The organism is Rhizobium sp. BK379, assembly GCF_014193955.1.
Taxonomy (GTDB): Bacteria; Pseudomonadota; Alphaproteobacteria; order Rhizobiales; family Rhizobiaceae; genus Rhizobium.
Map to the genome: position 1 here is coordinate 572,488 of NZ_JACIAD010000002.1, position 21,933 is coordinate 594,420.

General features: G+C 59.1%; 24 protein-coding genes. 17 read left to right on the forward strand and 7 right to left on the reverse strand.

Annotated features, from left to right (window positions below):
* Nucleotides 1-102: 102 nt before the first annotated feature.
* The 3 genes from fliF (at nucleotide 103) to FHT93_RS13845 (ending at nucleotide 3,902) form a co-directional block, all read left to right on the forward strand.
* On the forward strand, nucleotides 103-1,800 hold the full coding sequence (gene fliF, locus FHT93_RS13835) for a flagellar basal-body MS-ring/collar protein FliF (RefSeq protein ID WP_112969856.1): 1,698 nt from the start codon (nucleotides 103-105) through the stop codon (nucleotides 1,798-1,800).
* 600 nt (nucleotides 1,801-2,400) lie between these two features.
* The gene (locus tag FHT93_RS13840; RefSeq protein ID WP_112541537.1) at nucleotides 2,401-3,147 is read left to right on the forward strand and encodes a helix-turn-helix transcriptional regulator; all 747 of its coding nucleotides are present in this window, start codon (nucleotides 2,401-2,403) and stop codon (nucleotides 3,145-3,147) included.
* 8 nt (nucleotides 3,148-3,155) lie between these two features.
* Nucleotides 3,156-3,902, forward strand: coding sequence for a helix-turn-helix transcriptional regulator (locus FHT93_RS13845; RefSeq protein WP_112541536.1), 747 nt, complete (start codon nucleotides 3,156-3,158; stop codon nucleotides 3,900-3,902).
* A 59-nt stretch (nucleotides 3,903-3,961) separates the two neighbouring features.
* Here the strand turns inward: FHT93_RS13845 and FHT93_RS13850 are convergent, their stop codons facing one another.
* From FHT93_RS13850 to motA, 6 genes are all read right to left on the reverse strand, one after another.
* Complete coding sequence (locus FHT93_RS13850; protein WP_112541535.1) at nucleotides 3,962-4,402, reverse strand: hypothetical protein; 441 nt, start codon at nucleotides 4,400-4,402, stop codon at nucleotides 3,962-3,964.
* A gap of 5 nt (nucleotides 4,403-4,407) precedes the next feature.
* Nucleotides 4,408-5,487 carry a flagellar biosynthesis protein FlhB gene (flhB, locus tag FHT93_RS13855; RefSeq protein WP_112969855.1) on the reverse strand — a complete coding sequence of 360 codons (1,080 nt, stop codon included), beginning with the start codon at nucleotides 5,485-5,487 and terminating at the stop codon, nucleotides 4,408-4,410.
* A gap of 131 nt (nucleotides 5,488-5,618) precedes the next feature.
* Nucleotides 5,619-6,656, reverse strand: coding sequence for a flagellar motor switch protein FliG (gene fliG / locus FHT93_RS13860; protein WP_112969854.1), 1,038 nt, complete (start codon nucleotides 6,654-6,656; stop codon nucleotides 5,619-5,621).
* Between the two features lie 28 nt (nucleotides 6,657-6,684).
* The gene (gene fliN, locus FHT93_RS13865) at nucleotides 6,685-7,311 is read right to left on the reverse strand and encodes a flagellar motor switch protein FliN (RefSeq protein WP_112541532.1); all 627 of its coding nucleotides are present in this window, start codon (nucleotides 7,309-7,311) and stop codon (nucleotides 6,685-6,687) included.
* A 66-nt stretch (nucleotides 7,312-7,377) separates the two neighbouring features.
* On the reverse strand, nucleotides 7,378-8,325 hold the full coding sequence (locus FHT93_RS13870) for a FliM/FliN family flagellar motor switch protein (protein WP_112541531.1): 948 nt from the start codon (nucleotides 8,323-8,325) through the stop codon (nucleotides 7,378-7,380).
* Entirely contained in the window at nucleotides 8,326-9,198 is an 873-nt protein-coding gene (gene motA / locus FHT93_RS13875; protein WP_037071050.1) for a flagellar motor stator protein MotA, read from the reverse strand.
* 249 nt (nucleotides 9,199-9,447) lie between these two features.
* On the opposite strand from motA, the gene flgF reads away from it, so the two are divergent.
* From flgF to fliP, 13 genes are all read left to right on the forward strand, one after another.
* Nucleotides 9,448-10,182, forward strand: coding sequence for a flagellar basal-body rod protein FlgF (gene flgF / locus FHT93_RS13880; RefSeq protein WP_112541973.1), 735 nt, complete (start codon nucleotides 9,448-9,450; stop codon nucleotides 10,180-10,182).
* A gap of 15 nt (nucleotides 10,183-10,197) precedes the next feature.
* Nucleotides 10,198-11,598: a flagellar protein export ATPase FliI gene (fliI, locus tag FHT93_RS13885; RefSeq protein WP_112969851.1), complete on the forward strand. Its 1,401-nt coding sequence runs from the start codon at nucleotides 10,198-10,200 to the stop codon at nucleotides 11,596-11,598.
* A 2-nt stretch (nucleotides 11,599-11,600) separates the two neighbouring features.
* Complete coding sequence (locus FHT93_RS13890) at nucleotides 11,601-12,143, forward strand: flagellar protein (protein ID WP_112541529.1); 543 nt, start codon at nucleotides 11,601-11,603, stop codon at nucleotides 12,141-12,143.
* 270 nt (nucleotides 12,144-12,413) lie between these two features.
* The gene (gene flgB / locus FHT93_RS13895) at nucleotides 12,414-12,806 is read left to right on the forward strand and encodes a flagellar basal body rod protein FlgB (RefSeq protein ID WP_112541528.1); all 393 of its coding nucleotides are present in this window, start codon (nucleotides 12,414-12,416) and stop codon (nucleotides 12,804-12,806) included.
* Between the two features lie 4 nt (nucleotides 12,807-12,810).
* Entirely contained in the window at nucleotides 12,811-13,230 is a 420-nt protein-coding gene (gene flgC / locus FHT93_RS13900; RefSeq protein ID WP_112541527.1) for a flagellar basal body rod protein FlgC, read from the forward strand.
* Nucleotides 13,230-13,571: a flagellar hook-basal body complex protein FliE gene (locus FHT93_RS13905; RefSeq protein ID WP_112541526.1), complete on the forward strand. Its 342-nt coding sequence runs from the start codon at nucleotides 13,230-13,232 to the stop codon at nucleotides 13,569-13,571. Before flgC ends, FHT93_RS13905 begins: the two co-directional genes overlap by 1 nt.
* 19 nt (nucleotides 13,572-13,590) lie before the next feature.
* Entirely contained in the window at nucleotides 13,591-14,379 is a 789-nt protein-coding gene (flgG, locus tag FHT93_RS13910; RefSeq protein WP_112541525.1) for a flagellar basal-body rod protein FlgG, read from the forward strand.
* 16 nt (nucleotides 14,380-14,395) lie between these two features.
* Nucleotides 14,396-14,878: a flagellar basal body P-ring formation chaperone FlgA gene (gene flgA / locus FHT93_RS13915; protein WP_183847987.1), complete on the forward strand. Its 483-nt coding sequence runs from the start codon at nucleotides 14,396-14,398 to the stop codon at nucleotides 14,876-14,878.
* On the forward strand, nucleotides 14,875-15,996 hold the full coding sequence (locus FHT93_RS13920) for a flagellar basal body P-ring protein FlgI (protein WP_112541523.1): 1,122 nt from the start codon (nucleotides 14,875-14,877) through the stop codon (nucleotides 15,994-15,996). Before flgA ends, FHT93_RS13920 begins: the two co-directional genes overlap by 4 nt.
* Nucleotides 15,993-16,532 (forward strand): MotE family protein, encoded by a 540-nt coding sequence (locus tag FHT93_RS13925; RefSeq protein ID WP_183847989.1) that lies wholly within the window; start codon nucleotides 15,993-15,995, stop codon nucleotides 16,530-16,532. Before FHT93_RS13920 ends, FHT93_RS13925 begins: the two co-directional genes overlap by 4 nt.
* Nucleotides 16,529-17,242, forward strand: a complete 714-nt coding sequence (gene flgH, locus FHT93_RS13930; protein WP_112541521.1) for a flagellar basal body L-ring protein FlgH — start codon at nucleotides 16,529-16,531, stop codon at nucleotides 17,240-17,242. The genes FHT93_RS13925 and flgH overlap by 4 nt, the downstream gene beginning before the upstream one ends.
* Nucleotides 17,243-17,254: 12 nt before the next feature.
* Entirely contained in the window at nucleotides 17,255-17,758 is a 504-nt protein-coding gene (locus FHT93_RS13935; RefSeq protein ID WP_112541520.1) for a flagellar basal body-associated FliL family protein, read from the forward strand.
* The gene (gene fliP / locus FHT93_RS13940) at nucleotides 17,755-18,492 is read left to right on the forward strand and encodes a flagellar type III secretion system pore protein FliP (protein ID WP_112541519.1); all 738 of its coding nucleotides are present in this window, start codon (nucleotides 17,755-17,757) and stop codon (nucleotides 18,490-18,492) included. Before FHT93_RS13935 ends, fliP begins: the two co-directional genes overlap by 4 nt.
* A gap of 104 nt (nucleotides 18,493-18,596) precedes the next feature.
* On the opposite strand, the gene FHT93_RS13945 is transcribed toward fliP, so the two are convergent.
* Nucleotides 18,597-20,516: a glycosyl transferase gene (locus tag FHT93_RS13945; protein ID WP_183847991.1), complete on the reverse strand. Its 1,920-nt coding sequence runs from the start codon at nucleotides 20,514-20,516 to the stop codon at nucleotides 18,597-18,599.
* 402 nt (nucleotides 20,517-20,918) lie between these two features.
* On the opposite strand from FHT93_RS13945, the gene FHT93_RS13950 reads away from it, so the two are divergent.
* Complete coding sequence (locus FHT93_RS13950; protein WP_112541517.1) at nucleotides 20,919-21,824, forward strand: flagellin; 906 nt, start codon at nucleotides 20,919-20,921, stop codon at nucleotides 21,822-21,824.
* Nucleotides 21,825-21,933: the final 109 nt, after the last annotated feature.

Here is a 21,933-nt window from a genome sequence, read left to right on the forward strand (position 1 = left end):
CTCCTAGATGCGCTGAACGAAACGCTCGCACAAGTTTCGGCGTCTATTCGTCAAATGAGGCAATAAGCCTGCTTTGTCTTTGACGGATCGTGCGAGAACAGAATGAATCTGTTAAATCAATTAGTTCAGATTATTAAGAACTTTGGTTCCCTTGGGCGGACGCGTTTGATGATCCTTGGTGGGGTCGGCGCCGCTTCCATCGCAATCATCCTGGCGGCCGCAATTTTCGTCAACAAACCGGCCCAGGAAACGCTTTATGTCGGCCTGGAGACGACTGATCTCAATCAGATCAGCATGGCGCTCGCTGAAAGCAATGTCGATTTCCAGGTCGGGACAGATGGCTCCAGCATCACCGTACCGGCCGGCATGACCGGCAAGGCCCGTCTGCTGCTTGCAGAGCGTGGCCTGCCGAACAGCGCCAATGCCGGCTACGAACTCTTCGACAATGTCGGCTCGCTCGGCCTCACCTCCTTCATGCAGGAAGTGACCCGCGTCCGCGCGCTCGAAGGTGAAATCGCCCGCACCATCCAGTCGATCTCAGGCATCACCGCCGCACGCGTCCACATCGTCATGCCCGAGGTCGGCAACTTCCGGAAGGCCGAACAGAAGCCGACGGCTTCCGTCATGATTCGCGCCAGCGCCGCGACAGGACGAAACGCGGCCACCTCGATCCGCCATCTCGTCGCCTCGGCCGTGCCGGGGCTCGATGTCGCTGACGTGACGATCCTCGATTCGGCCGGCCAGCTTCTCGCTTCCGGCGATGATGCCGCCAACGGCACGCTGAACCGCTCGCTCAACATCGTCCAGAATGTCCAGCAGGAAGTCGAATCCAACATCGACAAGGCGCTCGCACCTTTCCTCGGCATGGACAACTTCCGCTCCAGCGTCACGGCCAATCTCAACACCGACGCCCAGCAGATCCAGGAAACCACCTACGATCCGGAATCCAAGGTCGAGCGCTCCGTTCGCTCCACGAAGGAAGCACAGCAGTCGCAGCAGAATCAGTCCGACAATGCGACGACGGTCGAGCAGAACATTCCGCAGGCGGCCCCGCAGGCCGGCGGCGCAAATGGTCCGCAATCGCAGGACAAGTCCGACAAGCGGGAAGAACAGACCAACTACGAAATCAACAGCAAGACCACGGCCACCACGCGCAACAGCTACCGGGTCGAAAAGCTCTCGGTCGCCGTCGTCGTCAACAAGGGCCGTATCGCCAAGATGGTAGGCGAGCCCGCCGACCAGGCCAAGATTGACGCCTATGTTGCCGAGATGCAGAAGATCGTCGCCTCGGCCGCCGGCATCGATCCGAACCGCGGCGACGTCATCACCGTCACCCCGATGGATTTCCTCGAAAACCAGCTGCTCGACGATGCTAACGGCGGTGTCCATGTCATGGATATGCTGAGCCGCAACCTCGCAGGCATCATCAACTCGCTGGCCTTCGTTGCGGTAGCCTTCGTGGTGATCTGGCTGGGCGTGCGTCCTCTCATCCGCACCGTCAGCGGCTCGGGTACATCCTCCGCCGCAGTCTTCGGCGACGCCACTCCGGAATCGGCCGGCCTGGAACTTCCCGACTTCGCACCGGCGGGTGCTGCGGCGGGCGGTGCTCTCATGGATGGCTTCGGCTCCGACTTCGGCTTCGACAGTACCGAGGATCTGCTCAGTCTCGGCGACGACGACGGCAACTTCAACCGCCGCGTCAAGGAAGGTCCGGAACGCAAGCTTGCCCGTATGGTGGAGATCAACGAGGAACGCGCTGCGAAGATCCTCAGAAAATGGGCCATCGACGAAGCTGCATGATAACAAAGGCCGGGAAACCGGCCTTTTTCTTTTTCAGCTGTGGATAGACCGATCAGTAACGGAAACGTTATCGGCACCGGTAGCCGGCCCGTAAGGACCCGATTACTTTGTAACGAAGAATTCGGATGTAGAGATCCTGCGGCAAAGAGATGGCGTCGTCTTCGCGACGCTGAAGCCCTGAATAAGGCGGACGACGTAAGTATGCTTCCAATAGAACAACAGGTCGTTGCTTTCACGCGTTTGATATTTGCTTCCGTTGGGCGATCGGTTTCGGCGCGTCCCTAGCCGGAACTGTGATAATTACGCCATTCAGACCGATAATTCCGCGCAGCCCCACTCGCGCATAAGGCGAGGAACATTGCGGCCAAAGCCAGAATCATCCTACTTTATCTATATTCGCGAGAGTGGAATGGTGGTCGAATCACCGCATGGAAGGCCACAAAAGTAAATCCCCAGAAGTCGGAGATGGTGATTTGCGGTGGTTGGCTTACCCTTAAGTGATTCGAAATGGGATTCGCGTGGGGCATGTGTTTGAATCCTTTTCCTAAAACAGAACTTCTTTGCGAGAATCGATAGTTTCTCAGCCGCAGGTCACTGCTAATGGATATGGACACATTTCAGGCGAATAGAGGCGAGAAGCAAATGGCGAACTTCGTCGGCGCCAATGTGCCGGATCTTCTGCCGCGCCACGAGCTGATCAATCGTCTGCGCATCATCGCCGAAACCGGCAAGTTGCAAGCCGGCTTGCAGGCGCTGACCGAATATGTCGGTGCCATGCACTATCTGATGGCGCGCTGTGACCTCATCCAGGAAAGCGGTCTGGACTTTATCGTGTCGTCCGACTGGCCTTTCGATCTGGTGAAGGAGGTCGCCAATGACCTGGTATCCGGCTATGCGCGCTCGACCGAATTCGAAAAATGCATGCAGGTGCTGCAGCCGGGCTTCGCGCTTTTGCCCGACAGCGTTGAAGTGCCACACGGCGCAAGCCGGCAATATTGCTCTCTGACCTTCAATGTCGGCCGATCTCGGTTGGCATTGATGTTCCTGTTCAGGGAAGGTTTCGTGCTTTCGCCGGAACGTCTCCGGGACGTGGGCCTTCTTGCAGGCTATTTCGCAAGCTTCCTTCGGTGCGGGGGCACGAAGGTCGATCGCGATTTCGAGCTGACGGAGCGGGAGCTGGAATGTCTCTTCTGGATCGCGGAAGGCAAGACAAGCGACGAGATCGCCATGATCCTCGGTATCTCCCGGAATACCATCAATAACTATATTACCAGCGTGATGCGCAAGACTGCAACGAAGACGCGTTCCGAGGCGATAGCCTTCGCCGTTCGCAACAATCTCGTTTGAGGGGAATTATGGGGCATCAACCAGGCAGGGCGATAGGCAATACGGACCAGATGCGCATGGTGCGCGTGAACAGGATTTCCAGCCGGTCTGACCTTTTTCCGCGCCTGATTGCCATGCAGAAGCTCGCGGATGCGCAAGGTTTCGCTGTCTTTCGTGTCACAGGTTCCGGCGTGCCGGCAAAGCAGCGACTGATCTGCGAGCTGGAAAACTGGGGTCCCTCGAATGCCGGCTTCGGCAAGGCCTTTGTCGATGCCCATGGCGAGGCTTTGCTCGATCACATCGATCGTTCGCTGCTGCCGCTGTTCTGGGCGGGCAGCCATGATCGCGCGGCTCCGGGTCCTGCCGACTTCTCACCTTTCATGGTGAGGCTGAAAGACGGGGTGGTCCCTTTCTCCGGTCTTGCCTTTCCGGTGCGTCTCGGCGCTATCGGCAACGGCTTCGTGCTCTTCACGGGCGACGATCTCGATCCCCTGAGCGACACGATCATCGAGCTGCACGGCCGATGCTGCAATGTCATGATGGACCTGCTGTCGCTTGACGAACGTCGTGCGGCGGCAACGGAAGCGCTGAGCGAGCGTGAGATCGCCTGCCTTCAGCTTGCCGGCGACGGCCGCATCAGCGAAGAAATCGCCGACAAGCTCGGCCTTTCCGTCCACACGGTGAACGCCTATCTCGGCTCGGCCACCATCAAGCTTGATTCGGTCAACCGTATCCAGGCGATCGCCAAGGCGATCCGGCTCGGCTACATCAGCTAAAGAACGGCAAAGCCCGGCGCCTTGCGGGCCGGGCCTGATATTCCCAAGCGTAAACTGCTTTAGCCGGCGAGCGCCTGTGGCTTTGCCACGATATAGCGCGCTTCGTGCAGGCTTCTTTGCAGAAAAGCCGTGTTTGCGTCCGGATCGCTGGAAGCGTTCTGGAAGGAAATATGATTGATCTCGATACCGGCATGGTCCTCGGCCAGCGTCAGCTGCGCATAGACGGTCACGCCGCGCGGCTTGATTTCCAGATCGAGCACGACTTCGGGCTTGCCGCCCCATTCCAGCGTATAATTTCCTCCCAGGCCGAAGTTGACGGTGCCGGGATGGAAAAACAGTTCCGCTGCGGAGGCGACGAGGTCGGCGAGATTGCCGTAATACTCGAAACGCAGCAGAGAAATCAGATCGGATGCGTCCAGAAGCCGGAGCTCGGTTGCGACCGGGCTGATTGCTTCTGCAAGGATTTTTTCACGCTGGGCAGAGTAGGGGCATTTTTTCATTCGACTTATCTTACCCGTTTGTTCTTGGCCTCCGCGGCGTAAACCCGGTGAATGAGTTCCGCGACGGCCTTATAGAAGACTGACGGTATGACACTATCCACCGAGACTTGCGCAAACATGGAGCGTGCGAGAGGTGGATCCTCGAACACGGGAATGCTGTTCTCTTCGGCGATCTCTCTGATTTTCAACGCAATAAGGTCCTGGCCCTTGGCCAGGACGACCGGCGCATCGTTTTCCTCGCGCACGTAGCGCAGCGCCACGGCATAGTGCGTCGGGTTGGCGATGACGAGGGTGGCGCGCTGAACGCTGGCGATCATGCGCCGGCGGGCGCGGTCACGCATGACGGAGCGCTGTCTGCTCTTGACGAACGGGTCGCCCTGCGACTGCTTGTTTTCTTCCTTCACCTCGTGCTTCGTCATCTTCAGTTCGGTGAACCAGTGGTAGCGCGTCCAGAACACGTCGGCGATGGCGACGATGGCGGTGGCGATCAGCATCACGATGATGATCTTGCGCATGGCCGTCATCATGCGAACCATGATCGTCTGCGGGTCGGAGAACATCGCATCGATCGAGCCGAAATATTCGCTTCTAAGGACGAAGAAGAGAATCACTCCGACGACGACCACCTTGAACAGCGACTTGCCGAATTCGACGAGCCCCTGGACGCTGAAGAGCCGCGACCATCCCTTGACGGGCGAAATACGCGAAGCCTGAGGACGGATGCGTTCGAGAACCGGTGTTGGCAGGTTCTGGAAGACGGACGAGGCGATACCGAACACTATGAACATGATGAAGGCCGGGGCAAGAAGCGCCGCAACGGCCCAGCCGAGCTTCACAAAGAGCGAGATGACGTCAGGTCCGGTTTCGATCTTCCACTGGTCTGGCTGCTCGAAGATGTCGCGCAGGGTCTCGGCCATGTGCGACGTTGCGCTGGGAAGGAAGAAGACGAGGTAGATGAAGGTCGCGAGAATCGTCGTGAAGATCGAAATTTCACGCGAGTGGGGGGTATTACCTTTTTCGGCAGCATCAGACCGCTTTTTCGCGGTAGGGGCTTCTGTTTTGCTGTCCTTGTCTTCATCGGCCAAGTCTGCGGCCCTCCGTCAAAGAAAAAGGCCGCTGCTAAAGCGCGGCCCGTTTCCAGGAAGGGTAGACGTGTGCGTCTTGTCGATCAACCGCCGCCTTGCCGGCCAGTCGAATTGTCAACAGCTGCGATGATTTAGGCGGCCGCCGGACCGCCTTCCTTTTCCTTGAGCTCGATCTGGCCGGCATTGGCCAGGCGAATCGCTTCCTGCGCCACGGCGCGCCGTGCAATCGCGATCTCGCGCGGATTGACGCCGGCCATGCCGCTTTGAAGATCCGATTCGATCATGCGGCGCTGGCGCGGACTGATGGAGGAAAGAACCGATTCGCGGATTTCCGCCGATGCGCCACGCAAGGCGACTGTGAGGACGTCGGTCGAGATGTCGTTGAGCAGCATGACGCGGCTGCGCTGCGGCATGAACATGAGATCTTCGAAAAGGAAGATCTTCGGACGAACCTTGTTGACCGCTTCGCGATTGATCGATTCGAGCGAGGTGAGCAGCGTATCGACCTGTGGCTTGTCCATCTCGTTCATCAGGTCGGCGACCTTGGTGGAGCCCGATGCGTTGCGTTCTGCGTCGATCTCGGCAAGCAGCGTCATCACCTGGTTTTCGATGATTTGTGCAGCCTTCGGGCTGACACTCTTCATGTTGACCGTGCGGTTCATGATGTCGGCACGACGGTTGTCGGGAAGCTGCAGCAATACCTTCGCGCCGAAGGACGAGGGCATCATGGACAGGATATACGCAACGGTCTGGGGGTGTTCGCGCAACAGGAACTGGGCGACGAAAGCAGGTTCCGCCTCGGCCAGACGATCCCAGATGGAGGTTTCGTAGGCCTGGAAAGCGGTGCGGCGGCCGAGAAGGCTGTCGACTTCGTCAGGGGTCAGCCCTTCCTCGAGGATGGCTTCGATCGCCTTGGCGTTGTCCATCAGACCCGCGCCTTCGGTGAAGAGATCTTCGAATTCGCTGACGAGCTGGAGGAGCTCGTCCGGCGGGATCGCACGAAGCGCCTGGGCAGATCCGATAATGGTCTGCAACTCGGCCTGCGTAAAATATTTCAGCAGCCGGCCGGCGACCCCCTTCCCCATAGCGAGAAGAACTGCCGCCGCCTTTTCAGCCTGGGTCAACGGTTTCCCGGCAAGTGCGCCGCCGAAATCGTCAAAGTCCATCATGGTCTAACCTCTCCGTCCCACACAGGGATCAGGCTTTTTTCGTGCTCAAAACTTCTATCAGTTTTACACCGAATCGCGTGTCGTCGTTATCAAGAACCGTAATCTCGCCGCGTGCAATCCTGCGGCCGTTCACCATTATTTCGACCGGCTCGCCGATCTTCTTGTCGAGCGCGATAGTGGCACCCTCGGTGAGGTTCATCAGGCCGGAAACCTGCATGCGGCTCGTCCCGAGCACGATCTGGACATCGATAGGAATGTCCATGATCAGGTCGAAGTTCGAGTTCAGCGCGCTGCCGAGCGGTGCCGGAGCGGACTGGAAGGAATTGCCGCCGAAGCTCGGCGCAGCGTCGAGGCTGGGAAAGCCTGCTGCACCGGTGCCGGCAGCATCGTCGCCGAAATCGCCGCCCCCGAAATCGCTTCCTGCGAAATCGGCACCGCCGAAGGATGTTTCGCCGGCATCACCGCCGAATGGCGAGAGGTCCGTTCCTGCTGCGAAAGCATCGTTCTGCAGGTCGTCGCCGAACTGCGGAAAGTCGCCGTCCGTATCTTTCTTCAACACGCCGCGCAGATCGTCGATAGCCTGATCCAGATCGGCTTCATTGCCCGGCATGTCCAGGGAGAGGTCACTATTCTGCTGTGTCTTCTTCGTAGCCATGAAATCACTATTCCAGTTGAAACTTGCCTCAAACTGCCTTTGTGGCGCTGAGAGCGAGAGAACCGATTAATTCATTAAGTGCCGGATCAGCTCGTCATCCGAATTCATGGTGTCTTTCACGCGCACCATGTAGTTGTCGCCTGAACGCCCGAACTCGCACACATACAATTCCCGGCTGTTGGCGCTGACTTCAACGCGCACGTCGCCACTGTCCCGGAAAGGAATGACATCGCCAGCCATTAGCTTGGAAATCGTCCGCAATGTCAGGTCCTGGAGATGGATCTTCGCTTCGAGGGTGACCTGCGAGCGGCGAACCTGGTCGCCGATCTGCTCGGTGAACTCGGGCGATTTGCTGGGCTGCTTCTTCGGCTTCGGGGCCGAAACCGTCGTCTTGAGCAGTGCCGTCTGCGGCACGATCAGGCTGAATTCGGAAACGATGCCGGCAAGCGTGATCGACATGTTGATCGCAGCGGCAAATTCGTCGGTGCGATCTTCCGGCGGACGCACACGGGCCTCATGCGCGAAGGGCGCCGAGAGGCTGGGCTCGAATCCGCCTGGCGCGTTCACGGCCGAGCGCAGCACCTTGGAAATCTTGTCGAACACCATGCCGGCGAGATCGAGTTCGATAATGGAGAGAAGCCGGTCGGCCGGTTCCTCGATCGTTTCGGCAGTGGCCCCAAGCAGGTGCTCCATCAGGGTGATGATGAAACCGTTGCCACAGCCGATGGTGATGTTCTGCGACCAATTGCGCAGCGTCGCATCGACCAGCGTCATGTTGGTGCTGAGATCGTCGATCAGGTGATTCTTGTAGCCGATCTCGCAGCCAAGATAGCCGACTGTCACATCGAGGCCGGTTTCGCTTTTCAGGACGTCGGGAAAGAATTCGCTGTATATGTCGCCGAAGGAACTGCAGAGCTTGGCAACCCTGCCCCTGTCACCGAGACCGCCGGTCAATTTGGCAAGAAGGGCGGGATCCATTGTCTGGTTGTCATGCGAAGCATTGCTCATAGTCATTTAAGCTGCCTTGTTTTCGCCACCTGGGTTCATCATTTCCTGTTCCACTGCGTCGATCGACGGGCGTTCATACGCCGAGATCGTCTTGCGGCCGTATTCGAGGGCGACCTGCGGCACCGAGCCGTTCATGTAGGCAAGCAGGGTCTGCTTGACGACAACGTAGAGGCGGTGCTGCTTGGAGCGGACGACCTTGATCTGAGAGACCAGCGGGGAGCAGACGCAGTAGGAAAGCAGAATGCCGAGGAATGTGCCGACGAGTGCCGAACCGATGAGGTGGCCGAGCACTTCCGGCGAGTCATTGATATGCGCCATGGCCTTGATGACGCCGAGAACCGCCGCGACGATACCGATGGCGGGGAACGAATCGCCCATGATCTGGATCGCGTGGTAAGGCTTCATCTTGTCATGAAGGATGGTGTTGATTTCTTCGTCCATCAGCGCCTCGATCTCGTGTGATCGGGCATTGCCGATGATGATCAGGCGCACGTAGTCGCAGATGAAGGCCGTCAGTTCCTTGTTCTTCAGAACTGTCGGAGCCTGCTGGAAGATCGTCGATTCGGCCGGATTGTCGATATGCGCTTCGATTTCGTTGCGCGATTTCGTACGCAGGTCGCGCATCAGCGAATAGAGCACACCGAGCGTGTCGAGGTAGTTGCGCTCCTTGGGAACGGAGTGCTTGAAGGCTTCGCCGAGCGCCTTGCCGGAGTCCTTCACCACCTTCATGGGGTTCGCCATGATGAAGCTGCCGAGGCCGGCGCCGCCGATGATCAGGAATTCGAAGGGCTGAAAAAGAGCATCGACTTCGCCGCCCATGGCCATGAAGCTACCGACGATACAGCCGCAGACAACTACAAATCCGATAATAATATTCATCGTCAGCCCAATCTGAACGTTGCTTTTCTTTGCGACGGATAGGATTTGTGCCTTGCGTGAGGCTGATGAATGCCGTTTTGGCGTATGCATTTGCGCTGCCAGTTTCGCGCAAGGATTTGCCTTCATATTGAACGTGACGAGTGGGCCTATGCGCGCCCATGTCTGAGATGCCGCTCAGCGGAACCCGTGGCCGAACGAAAAGGAGCCCGGTGTTTCGTCCCGTTTATCGCCAATGTGGAGCTTACCGACATGCAATCCGGTCTTTACGTTTCCCTGTCGTCCCAGATGGCTCTCGAAAAACGCCTGACGACGATCGCCGACAATATGGCCAACGTGAACACGACCGGTTTTCGCGGCACCGAGGTAAAGTTCGACGAAATGATGGCGAACAACGAGAACAAGACGAACACCAAGGTCGCCTTCGTCTCCCAGGGCAACGACTACATGGACACTTCCCATGGTGAGATGCAGCACACGGGCAACATGCTCGATTTCGCCATCAAGGGCGATGCCTGGTTCTCTCTCGACACACCGGCGGGCCGCGTTCTGACAAGGGACGGCCGCTTCACGATGCGCGATACCGGCGAACTGGTTTCCACCCGCGGCTATCCGGTTCTCGATGCGGGTGGTGCGCCCATCGTCCTCAACACAGCCGGCGGCGAACCGAAGGTCGGCACCGACGGCATCATCTACCAGAACGACCGCCAGGTCGGCTCGCTTGGCCTCTTCGAAGCGGATCTCAACAAGGGTTTCCTGCGCTACGAAAATAGCGGTGTCATGACGACAGAGCAGCCGCGTGCCGTCGTCGATCGCTTCGATGTCGGTGTCGAGCAGGGCTACCTCGAGAATTCCAACGTCAATGCGATGCATGAGATGACGCAGCTGATCGAAGTGAACCGCGCTTTCGAAAGCGTCTCGTCCCTGATGCGCGACAGCGAAGATTCCTTCAAGGAAGCGGTTCAGACGCTGGGCGGCAGCCGCTAAGGCAGGGCGTGAAGCATGAACACCACGCTGTTGACCGAAGACGCACTCTCGCCGAAGCTGACGCATCTCGGCGCCCTTGCAGAACGCTATGCCTCGCCAGAATTCTCTGTGACGCATGGCGGCCGCGTTCATACGATCGCAGCCGGTCACTATACCGTGCGCGGCCTTTCGAGGTATGTGCGTCTTGGCGAGTTCGTCGCCCATAAATCCGCGACGGGTATCCATCTTGGCGAAGTTGTCCGGGTAGAGCCGGATCTGGTTTATGTTTGCCCCATCGAACCGGGCGAGCCGATCGGCATCCATGACGTTGTCATCCGCAAGGGCGCCTTCCGCATCTCCCCGTCGGACAGTTGGTGTGGTCGCACCATCAATTCCCTCTGCGAGCCGATCGACGGGCTCGGCCCGATCACTGAAGGCCTGGACCGCCGGTCGATCTCGAATACTGCGCCGCCTTCAATGACGCGCCAGCGCGTCGAAAAAGGGTTCAAGACCGGTGTGCGCGCGATCGATATTTTCTCGCCGCTCTGCCTCGGCCAGCGCCTCGGCATCTTCGCCGGCTCCGGTGTCGGCAAATCGACGCTGCTATCGATGCTGGCTCGTGCCGATGCTTTCGACAAGGTGGTGATCGCGCTGGTCGGCGAACGTGGTCGTGAAGTCCGCGAATTCATCGAGGATACGCTCGGCAGCGATATGAAGAAGGCGATTGCGGTCGTTGCCACCAGTGACGAGAGCCCGATGCTGCGCAAGATGGCGCCGCTGACGGCCGTAACCATCGCCGAGCACTTCCGAGACAAGGGTGAAAACGTCCTCTTCATCGTCGACAGCGTTACGCGTTTTGCCCATGCAATCCGCGAAGTCGCGACCGCCTCCGGTGAGCCGCCGATTGCGCGCGGCTATCCGGCCTCCGTCTTTACCGAGCTGCCGCGCCTTCTGGAGCGCGCCGGTCCCGGTGCGGAAGGTGCGGGCACCATCACCGCGATCATTTCCATCCTTGTCGATGGCGACAATCATAACGATCCGATCGCCGACTCCACGCGCGGTATTCTGGATGGTCATATCGTTCTGCAGCGAAGCCTGGCGGAGGAGGGGCGCTACCCGCCGATCGATCCGCTTGCATCCATCTCGCGTCTTGCCCGCAAGGCCTGGACCCCGGATCAGGAGAAGCTGGTTTCGCGCCTCAAGGTGCTGATCCACCGCTTTGAGGAAACGCGCGACCTGCGCCTTATCGGCGGCTACCGCCCGGGCGCTGATGCCGATCTCGACATGGCGGTCAGGCAGGTGCCGATCATCTATGACGTCCTGAAACAGTCTCCCGGAGACCGAGAATCGCTCGATGCCTTCGCGGATCTTGCCGGTGCTCTGAAGGCCGCCGCCGGCGTACCCACTCCGAGTGCGCCTATTCAAAGGAGGGCCTGATCATGGCCGATTTCGAAGACGAACGGATAGCCGCACTGAAAGAGCGCAACAAAGGCGTGCTGCTCGATCGCGCGCTGACCTTTTTGGGTCTGGCACTTGCCGGTGCGTCCGCCTTCTTCCCCTGGTACGTCTTCTTCAACGAGGACAAGTTCGGCATCAACGTCGCCGACAGCAATGCCTCCCGCGATTTGCCAGACTGGCCGGCGCGCAACGTCTTCAGCGTATCGCCGCTCGCCATGGTCAACAAGAACGATGAGGGCAAGAAAGTCCCGCCGATCGACAATTTGACGACGGCAACCGTTTCCGAGCTCGGTAAGGAGCGCAACGGCGACGCCTTGATGGAGGACCAGCCTTTCCCCGGCAAGGGTTCTTTCCGTTTGCTGCACGTGGCCAACGGCCGGGCCCTCATCGAGGATCCCTCCGGCATGTATGTCGTGCGCGTCGGCTCGATCCTGCCTGACGAAAGCCGCCTTGCCACATTGGAACAGCGCGATGGCAAGTGGGTGATCGTTACCTCCAAGGGTGAGATCTACCAGAACAACTGAAGCATGCCGCGCAAAACCGGGCAGCGGTTCTGCGACAAAGACGTGCGAAATCAAGGCCTGAAGTGTTGGTGGCGAACCCTGAGGATCGTGACACGCTTCAGTTCAGACAAAAGGTGAATCGCTGCAGGCCCGTGTCGGAGAAACGGTCGGGCGACGGTTGGTCGATGTCTGCAAGTAACCTCGAGCAATGGCCTGCAAATCCTGCATTTACCGTAAGTCCCACGCAAGATTACCGCCCTAGGTTCGGCCTAGTAAAAACGGAGAGTTCTCATGCAACCGATTCAACTTTTCGACTTGGCTTCAAAGCAGGCGGAATGGCTGACGATCCGTCAGGAGGTTGTTGCCGGCAACATCGCGAATGCAAACACGCCGAAGTTTCGTGCAAAGGATGTGACGCCTTTCCAGGCCGTGCTCGACCAGTCGGACGTGACCATGGCGCGCACCAATCCGATGCATCTGAGCGGCAACGATTTCAGCACGAGCGGCGATATCGACGTCAAGGACGCCGCGCTCGATCAGGAAATCGGTGTCCAGGAATCCGGCAACACCGTTGGTATCGCCGAAGAACTCTCCAAGTCGGGCGAGATCAAGCGTCAGTATGACCTGAACACCTCGCTCGTCAGTTCCTTTCATCGAATGATGTTGATGACGGTAAGGAAGTAGACGGATGGATCCGCTTTCAGCAGCAATGAAAATCGCAGGCTCCGGGCTCGAATCGCAGTCGACACGTCTGCGTATCGTCTCGGAAAACATCGCCAACGCCCGTTCGACCGGCGACACGCCGGGTGCCGATCCCTATCGCCGCAAGACGATCACCTTCGGCCAGCAGCTCGATCGCACCAGCGGCGTCGAGACTGTCAACGTCAAGAAGATCGGGACCGACGAAGGCGATTTCACCAAGGAATACGACCCGAGCAACCCTGCTGCGGATGACAAGGGCATCGTCAAGATGCCGAACGTCAATATCCTCATCGAGATGGCCGACATGCGTGAAGCCAACCGCTCGTATGACGCCAATCTGCAGACAATCAAGCAGACTCGCGACCTTATCTCCTCGACGATCGATCTCCTGAAGAGCGGACAATAATGATCAGCAGCGTACAGAATGTCAGCAATCTTTCGATGACCCGCGCCCTCGGCGCCATCGATACCGAAAATTCCGCCTCCTCCACGACTGCGGCCTCGTCTGCTGCGGCCGGTGCATCCGGCGGCCTGAGCTTTGCTTCCGTCATGGGCAACATGGCGACCCAAGCCGTCAGCAGCCTCAAGGGTGCGGAAAACATGTCCTTCGCCGGCATCAAGGGCACGGCTTCCACACGCGAAGTCGTCGATTCGATGCTGCAGGCGGAACAGACCCTTCAGACTGCAATCGCCATTCGCGACAAGGTCGTTTCGGCCTTCCTCGAAGTCACCAAGATGCAGATGTAACTGATTTGAGGACGAACACATGAGAGCGCTCGCCATCGCAGCAACGGGCATGGATGCCCAGCAGACCAACCTGGAAGTCATCGCGAACAACATCGCGAACATCAATACGACCGGTTTCAAGCGCGCCCGCGCAGAATTCACCGACCTTCTCTACCAGACGGAGCGCGCCAAGGGTGTCGCCAACCGAGCCAACCAGGCCATCGTGCCGGAAGGTGCCAATATCGGCCTCGGCGTTCAGACCTCTGCCGTTCGCAATCTGCATCTCCAGGGTGAGCTGACCCAGACCGGTAACGACCTCGACGTCGCAATCGTCGGTAAGGGTTTCTTCCAGATCCAGTCGACCGATGGCACGACGCTTTATTCCCGCGCCGGTGCGCTGAACAAGAACGACCAGGGCCAGTTGGTCAACATCGACGGCTATGAGGTCATCCCCGGCATCACCATCCCGCAGGGTTCCACCGAACTGACGATCAGCCGCTCCGGCGAAGTGACCGCCAAGCTGCCCGGCCAGACCGATCCGACGACGCTCGGTCAGATCACGCTTGCCGACTTCGTCAACGAGGCCGGCCTGAAGCCGATCGGAGACAACCTCTTCCAGGAAACCCCGGCATCCGGCGATGCCGTCATCGGCAATCCCGATGAAGACAACATGGGCTACCTCAAGCAGGGCTACCTGGAATCGTCGAACGTCGACCCGGTGAAAGAAATCACCGAACTGATCTCGGCCCAGCGCGCCTATGAAATGAACTCCAAGGTGATCACCACCGCTGACGAAATGGCATCCATCGTCAGCAAGAACCTGAAGTAAGAGGGAAGGGCCGAACATGATGTTTCGCCGGGCAGGATACGTCCAGGGATGGGTGGCTGCGGCCACGATCGCAATCGCCGGCATGTTCGTGCCGGTCGCAGCGGATGCCGGCATGGGTTATGCCGTCGTCCCGACGACGATCATTTACCCCGGCGACACGATTTCGAACTCTCAGCTTCAGGAAGTCGAAGTCACGAATCCCAACCTCGCCGGCGACTATGCAAAGTCGATCTCGCAGGTCGAAGGGTACGTTTCCAAGCGCACGCTCCTGCCGGGCCGGACGATTTCGATCTCCGCCCTGCGCGAACCCTATACCGTGACGCGCGGTTCCAACATCCGCCTGGTCTTCCAGCTCGGCCAGATGACCATTTCCGCTGCCGGTTCGCCCCTTGAAGATGGTGCGACCGGCCAGATGATCCGTGCACGCAATATGGACTCCGGCGTCATCGTCAGCGGCACCGTGCTCGCCGATGGTACGGTCCATGTGAGGGCAAAATGAGTTTCTTCTTTCGTATTCTGAGCCTGGTTGCGGTTCTGGCGATGAGCCTGACCGATGTCGCGCCTGCCTGGGCGTTGACGTCCCGCATCAAGGATATTGCCTCGCTGCAGGCCGGCCGTGACAACCAGCTTATCGGCTACGGCCTTATCGTTGGTCTGCAGGGTACAGGTGACGGCTTCCGCGCTTCGCCCTTCACCGAGCAGTCCATGCGCGCGATGCTGCAGAACCTCGGCATTTCCACCCAGGGCAGCCAGTCGAATGCCAAGAATACGGCGGCTGTCATGGTCACGGCCAACCTGCCGCCCTTCGCAAGCCCCGGCAGCCGGATCGACGTGACGGTCAGCTCGCTCGGCGACGCGACGTCGCTGCGCGGCGGTACGCTCGTCATGACGTCGCTCTCAGGCGCCGACGGCCAGATCTATGCCGTCGCTCAGGGTGCAGCCATCGTCAACGGCTTCCAGGCCCAGGGACAGGCGGCGACCGTGACCGAAGGCGTGACGACGGCCGGTCGAGTGCCGGGCGGCGCGATCATCGAGCGCGAGCTGCCATCCCGCTTCAAGGATTCGGTCAATCTCGTTCTGCAGCTGCGCAACCCGGATTTCTCCACGGCGATCCGTATCGCCGATATCGTCAATGGCTATGCCAAGGCACGCTTCGGCGGCCCGGTCGCCGAAGCCAAGGATTCGCAGGAAGTCGTCATCGAGAAGCCACGCGAGGCCGATCTCACGCGCCTGATGGCCGATATCGAAAATCTCGTGGTCGAAACTGACACGCCGGCCAAGGTCGTCATCAACGAACGCACCGGCACGATTGTCATCGGCTCGGATGTCCGCGTCTCGCCGGTCGCCGTCAGCTATGGAACTTTGACCGTGCAGGTGACCGAAACGCCGCAGATCATCCAGCCGGAGCCGTTCTCTCGCGGCGAGACGGCCGTCCAGCCGCAGACGGATATCCAGGCCCAGAAAACGGGCGGCCGGGTTGCGATCATCGACGGTCCTGACCTGCGCACCCTCGTTGCCGGTCTGAACAATATCGGCGTCAAACCGGATGGCATCATCGCCATTCTCCAGGGCATCAAGTCTGCAGGCGCCCTGCAAGCGGAGCTTGTGCTGCAATGATCAAGGTCAAGAGCGAGAATCCTGTCGTCCAGCTGTTGCGCCGGCTGTCCTTGCCGGCCGCGGGCCTCGTACTACTTTCCATTCCCGGCGCCTTCGCCCAGGAAGTGGCGCCGGCAGGCGACATCACCTCGACGGACGAGGTCAAGCAGTTCTGCACGAATATCGCCGATCCGGCTCGCGATCAGCGCTATCTCCTGCAGAGGCAGGAGCTCGAAAAGCTGCGCGCCGATATCGACAGCCGCGTTGCCGAAATGGACAGGCGCAAGGCCGAATACCAGGACTGGCTGAAGCGGCGCGACGATTTCCTCAAGCAGGCCGAGGCCGGCCTGACGGACATCTATAAGAAGATGAAGCCGGATGCGGCAGCCCTTCAACTGCAGGACGTCAAGCCAGAACTGGCCGCAGCCGTCATCATGCGGCTTGGGCCGCGCCAATCCAGCCTGATCCTGAACGAGATGGATTCCACCAAGGCTGCCAACATCGCCAGCATCATCGCAAGTGCATCTGATCCCAATACCTCGAAGGATCCTTCATGAATAAGCGTTTACCGGCTGTGATCGCCGCTGTTGCCCTCCTTGCTGGCTGCCAATCCACGGCAGTCAACGAGATCGGCCGCGCGCCTTCCATGAGCCCGATCGGCAGCGGTCTTGCCTATGGCCAAACGCCGCAGATGGCGCTTTATCCGAAGCAACCGCGCGCGGTTGCGCAGGGCTATTCGTTGTGGAGCGATTCGCAGGCCGCGCTCTTCAAGGATGCGCGCGCGCTCAACGTCGGCGATATCCTGACGGTCGATATCCAGATCAACGACAAGGGCTCCTTCGACAACGAGACCAACCGCAGCCGCAAGAATTCAAGCGGGATGAACTGGGACGTCAACGCGCAGGTCTTCGGCTGGACACCACAGTCCAAGACGGATCTGACCTACGGTTCCGACACGAGCACGGACGGCAAGGGCAAGATCGAGCGCACCGACAAGCTCAACCTGTTGGTGGCGGCGGTCGTTACCGGCATCCTCGAAAACGGCAACCTGGTCATCAGCGGCTCGCAGGAAGTGCGCCTGAATCAGGAACTGCGCATCCTTAACGTCGCCGGTATCGTACGTCCGCAGGACGTCAATTCCGACAACCAGATCTCGTATGACAAGATCGCAGAAGCCCGCATTTCCTACGGCGGCCGCGGCCGCCTGATGGAAGTGCAGCAGCCGCCGCGCGGCCAGCAGGCCGTCGATCTCTTCTCGCCGCTTTGAGGCTGAACCAAAATGGCAGACAACGAAACGGACGAAGGCAAAAAGAAGAAGTCGGGCACGGTGATGACGATCATCGGCATTGCCGTGCTGACGCTTGTCGGTGCCGGCGGCGGCTGGGCGGTCGGCAACATGGTAGCTCCGAACATCCGCAGCGCCACCGAGGCCGAACAGGCGAAGGAGGCCGAGGCCAAGAAGAAGGCCGAGGGCGGCCTTCCGAAAATCGCCACGGAAGCCAACAACATCGTCGTGCTGGACCCGGTCACCTCGAACCTGGCTTACCCCTCGGAAAACTGGATCCGACTCGAGGTGGCGCTGATGTTCAACGGGCCGCCGGATGTCAAGGTCGCCGAGGATATTCACCAGGATATCCTCGCTTATATCAGGACCATTTCCCTTCAGCAGATCGAAGGGCCGCGGGGCTTTCAATATCTCAAGGATGACATCCAGGAACGTGTTGACCTTCGCTCTCAAGGGCGCGTATCGAAGGTCATGTTCAGGACCTTTGTCATCGAATGATTCGACTCATAGTTTTCCTTGCCGCCATGATGGCGGTGCCGGAACTGGCGGTAGCACAGCAGCTTCCGACTGATCTGTTGAATATCCCGGTCGACGGCTCCGCCGCCGCCTGGATCATCAGGACATTTGGCCTTCTGACCGTGCTTTCGGTCGCGCCGGGCATCCTCATCATGGTGACGAGCTTCCCGCGCTTCATCATCGCCTTTTCGATCCTGCGTACGGGCATGGGCCTGTCTTCGACCCCGTCGAACATGATCCTTCTCTCGCTCTCGCTGTTCATGACCTTCTACGTCATGTCGCCGACCTTCGATAAGGCCTGGCAGGACGGCGTCCAGCCGCTGCTTGCAAACCAGATCGATGAATCAACGGCGGTTCAACGCATCGCCGAACCGTTCCGCACGTTCATGTCTGCCAATACGCGTGACAAGGATCTCGCGCTCTTTGCCGACCTAGCCCGCGAGCGCGGCCAGAATATCCAGACGACAGATCCGATCGACTACCGCATCCTGCTGCCTGCCTTCATGATCTCGGAGATTCGGCGCGGTTTCGAAATCGGCTTCCTCATCGTCCTGCCCTTCCTCGTCATCGATCTGATCGTTGCGACGATCACCATGGCCATGGGTATGATGATGCTGCCGCCGACCTCGATCTCGCTGCCATTCAAGATTCTCTTCTTCGTCCTGATCGACGGCTGGAACCTTCTGGTCGGAAGTCTGGTGCGCTCCTTCAGCTGACGGGCAAGGTCAGGCTCCCAGTCAGTTTGCCGCATTCCCTTTCTCACAAACACGAAGCCCGCCGGATCGCTCCGGCGGGCTTCGTGTTTGCAATGACGATGGCCTCAGTCGTTCGAGCCGAAAGGCTCGGTGCGCGACGGTAGGGCGGGAACGTCGATGTGGTCGGGGGTGAGGCCGTTTTTCCGCCGCTCGATGATCAGCTCGTAGCCGCGCTCGAGATGATGGCAGAAACGTTCCGCATCGAAGAGCGGCGCGATGTAGCGCTTGTCCTTCAGATGGTTCTTGTAGCCCGCGACACGTTCCGGATTGAGCGCGAGCTCGACGGCGAGATCCTCGTAGGCACTGAGATCGTCGGCGACGAGTTCCGGCAGATCGATTGCCCTCAACAGGCTTTCGCTGACGCGTGAGGCGAAGTTCGTGCCCTTCATCGTCAGAACAGGAAGGCCGCCCCAGAGCTGTTCCGAGGTGGTCGTGTGTCCATTGACGGGGAATGTATCGATGCCGAGATCGGCCGCCTGCTGACGGCTGATATGAACTTCATAGGGCGCACGCGGGCAGAAGATGATCCGTTTCGCGGAGATACCATTGGCCTGGAAGCGCGCCAGCAGATTGTCCTTGTTGCGGGACGTATTTGCCATCAGCCAGAGCACGCTGTCGGGCGCACGCTTGAGGATCCTGGACCAGCTGTCGACGACCTCGGAGGTGATCTTTCGGTTGCCGTTGAACGAGGCGAAGATGAAGGCATCTTCCGGGAGGCCCAGCTCTGCCCGCGTGACAGGCTGCGGCCGCGGGCGGTTTGCCGGATCGTTCGGCTGGTAGCTTTCCGGCATGCGCAGGAATTTCTCGTGATAGAAGGGCTTGGCGACGTCAGGCAGCACCGAGTGGTCGCCAATGACGTAGTCGAGGTCGATATTGACCGTGCTGCCGGGAAAGCCCAGCCAGGCGACCTGGATCGGCGCCAGCGGCTGATTGAAGGACGACGCGCGGCTTCCCGAGGTGTGGCCCTTGAGGTCGACCATGATGTCGATGTTCTCGGCGCGAACGGCATTCAGGACAGCGGCGTCCGACAGGCCGTATGTGTTGACGATCTTGCCCCAGCGGCTGCGATCGGCGACGTTCTTCTCCAGAAACTCGGGCTGGGTGTGATCGAAGAGCGTGATTTCGAACCGATTGCGATCATGAAGCTCGAGAACCCGCTGCAGCAGCTTCATCGTCGCGTGACCGTCCCACAAGTCCGAGGACATGTAGCCGATGCGGATCTTGTCGGACCAGGTATGCGGCAGACCGCGTCGATAATCCACGCGCACCGGGTCCAGCGGCTGCGTGCCGATCGTCGCATAGCGATTGAAATCCTCGTCGCCGCACCAATGCAGATGATAGAACGGGTTGTCCTTCCTCAGCGTGTCGATGTCGCCCTTGGCAAGGGCAGCGTCGATAGGCGCCTGATGTTTGTTCGCCTCATCGAATTCGTTGAATTCGCGCACGCAGACGAGATACAGAAAACGGAAGGCGAGGTTGCCCGGGAAGCGCCGGAAGAGGTTGCGGGCGAGCTGCTGGTTCGTCTCGTCCATGAGGTCGTCGTTGAGCAGCAGCGCGGCAAGGCGCATATGATCCGGGTTCATGCTCTCGGACAGGATTTTCTTGAACGGGCGCAGCAGATCCCGCCGCTGCCGGCGTACATAGATCGTCGAGATAATGAATGCGAGTTCTGCATCTTCCTGAGCCTTGCCGAGATTGCGCATCGCGATCAGCAGGGCGTCGTCGTCGTTGCCGGCTTCCAGGTGGAGTTTGGCGGCAGTCTTCAGGAATTCGAACCCGCCTTGCCCGGCGCAGTCGGCTGCGAGGCCATAGGCCTTGGCTGCATCGGACTTGAAGCCCAGTTGCAACAGGTTCTTGGCCAGGAGGGCGTAGGTCTTGGCGTCCTTCTGAGTGTCGATGAGCTGGTTGAGCGTCGCCAGAGATTGTGTATAGCGGCCCGCCTGATAGTCGCGGGATGCCGCCGAGAACGAAACTTTGCTGTTCAAAACCTAACTCCGTGAGGAAATGTTCCGGCATGAAATGGTGATCGACGGGCGCGCAATCGGACCGTCCCGCTAAAAGCAGGTTGCCCGACGATACTATCCCGGCTTCTGCCATACTGGCATTCGAAGCTTGCTTGAAACCGGTGCAGTCGCATACCCGCTTTCCGGGAAAGCTGCTTCCTGGAAGACAAATTCAAGTAACATTAACCATGGAATTGAAGCGACTTGGCCGACCCCTCGGCTTTTAAGAAGTTGGCAAGTATTGGCTGCGAGATTGCCCTCGACATGACGGGTTTGGGCCAAGAGATAAAGGCACCGAGTGGCATGAAGCTGGTCCGTCATCGCCGGTATTTATAGTCCGGTATGTCCTCCTTTTTGTATCTAGTTTTTCTAGGGGACACACTTATGACGAGCATTAACACGAACACTTCCGCCCAGGCCGCTCTCCAGACGCTGCGTAACGTCAACCAGGGCCTCAATACCACGCAGAACCACGTTTCGACGGGTTACCGCGTTGGCAAGGCTTCCGACAACGCTGCTTACTGGTCGATCGCAACGACCATGCGTTCGGACAACAAGGCTCTCGGCGCTGTTTCGGACGCACTCGGCCTCGGCGCTGCAAAGGTTGACACTGCCTACACCGCCATGGACAGCGCTATCGACGTCGTCGGCGAAATCAAGTCCAAGATCGTTGCCGCTACCGAAAACGGCGTCGACAAGAAGAAGGTTCAGGAAGAAATCGACCAGCTGCAGGACCAGCTGGTAAGCATCGCTCAGTCGGCTTCGTTCTCCGGTGAAAACTGGGTTGCTGGCGCCAGCGGCACGAAGAGCGTTGTTTCTTCCTTCGTTCGCGATGGCTCGAACGGCGTTTCCGTCAAGATGACCGATTACGTCCTGGACAGCAGCTCGGTCGGCAACGTCATGTTCGGCATGAGCGGTGGCCAGGTCGAAACCTCCACGGGTATCCTCGGCACCTCCTACGGCCCGACCGGCTCGGTCTACGGCCTCGACATCACCAGCATGACCCTCGGCGACCTCGGCAACGCTCTGACGACCGTTGAAAACGCTCTGAAGGCCATGACCTCTGCCGGTGCAAAGCTCGGTTCGATCTCCACCCGCATCAACATGCAGGACGATTTCGTCAACTCGCTCAGCAAGTCGCTCGACTCCGGTATCGGTCGCCTCGTCGACGCCAACATGGAAGAAGAGTCCTCCAGGCTCTCTGCTCTCCAGACGCAGCAGCAGCTCGCGATCCAGTCTCTCTCGATCGCCAACTCTTCTTCGCAGAACATCCTGTCGCTCTTCCGCTAAGAGCGGTCCAGCAACATCGCCAAAAACGTCGAGGCCGGGTAACCCCGGCCTCGAATGTTTTAATTTTCAGTTAATGAAAACCTTTCTAAGTATCAGATATTTTTACGAA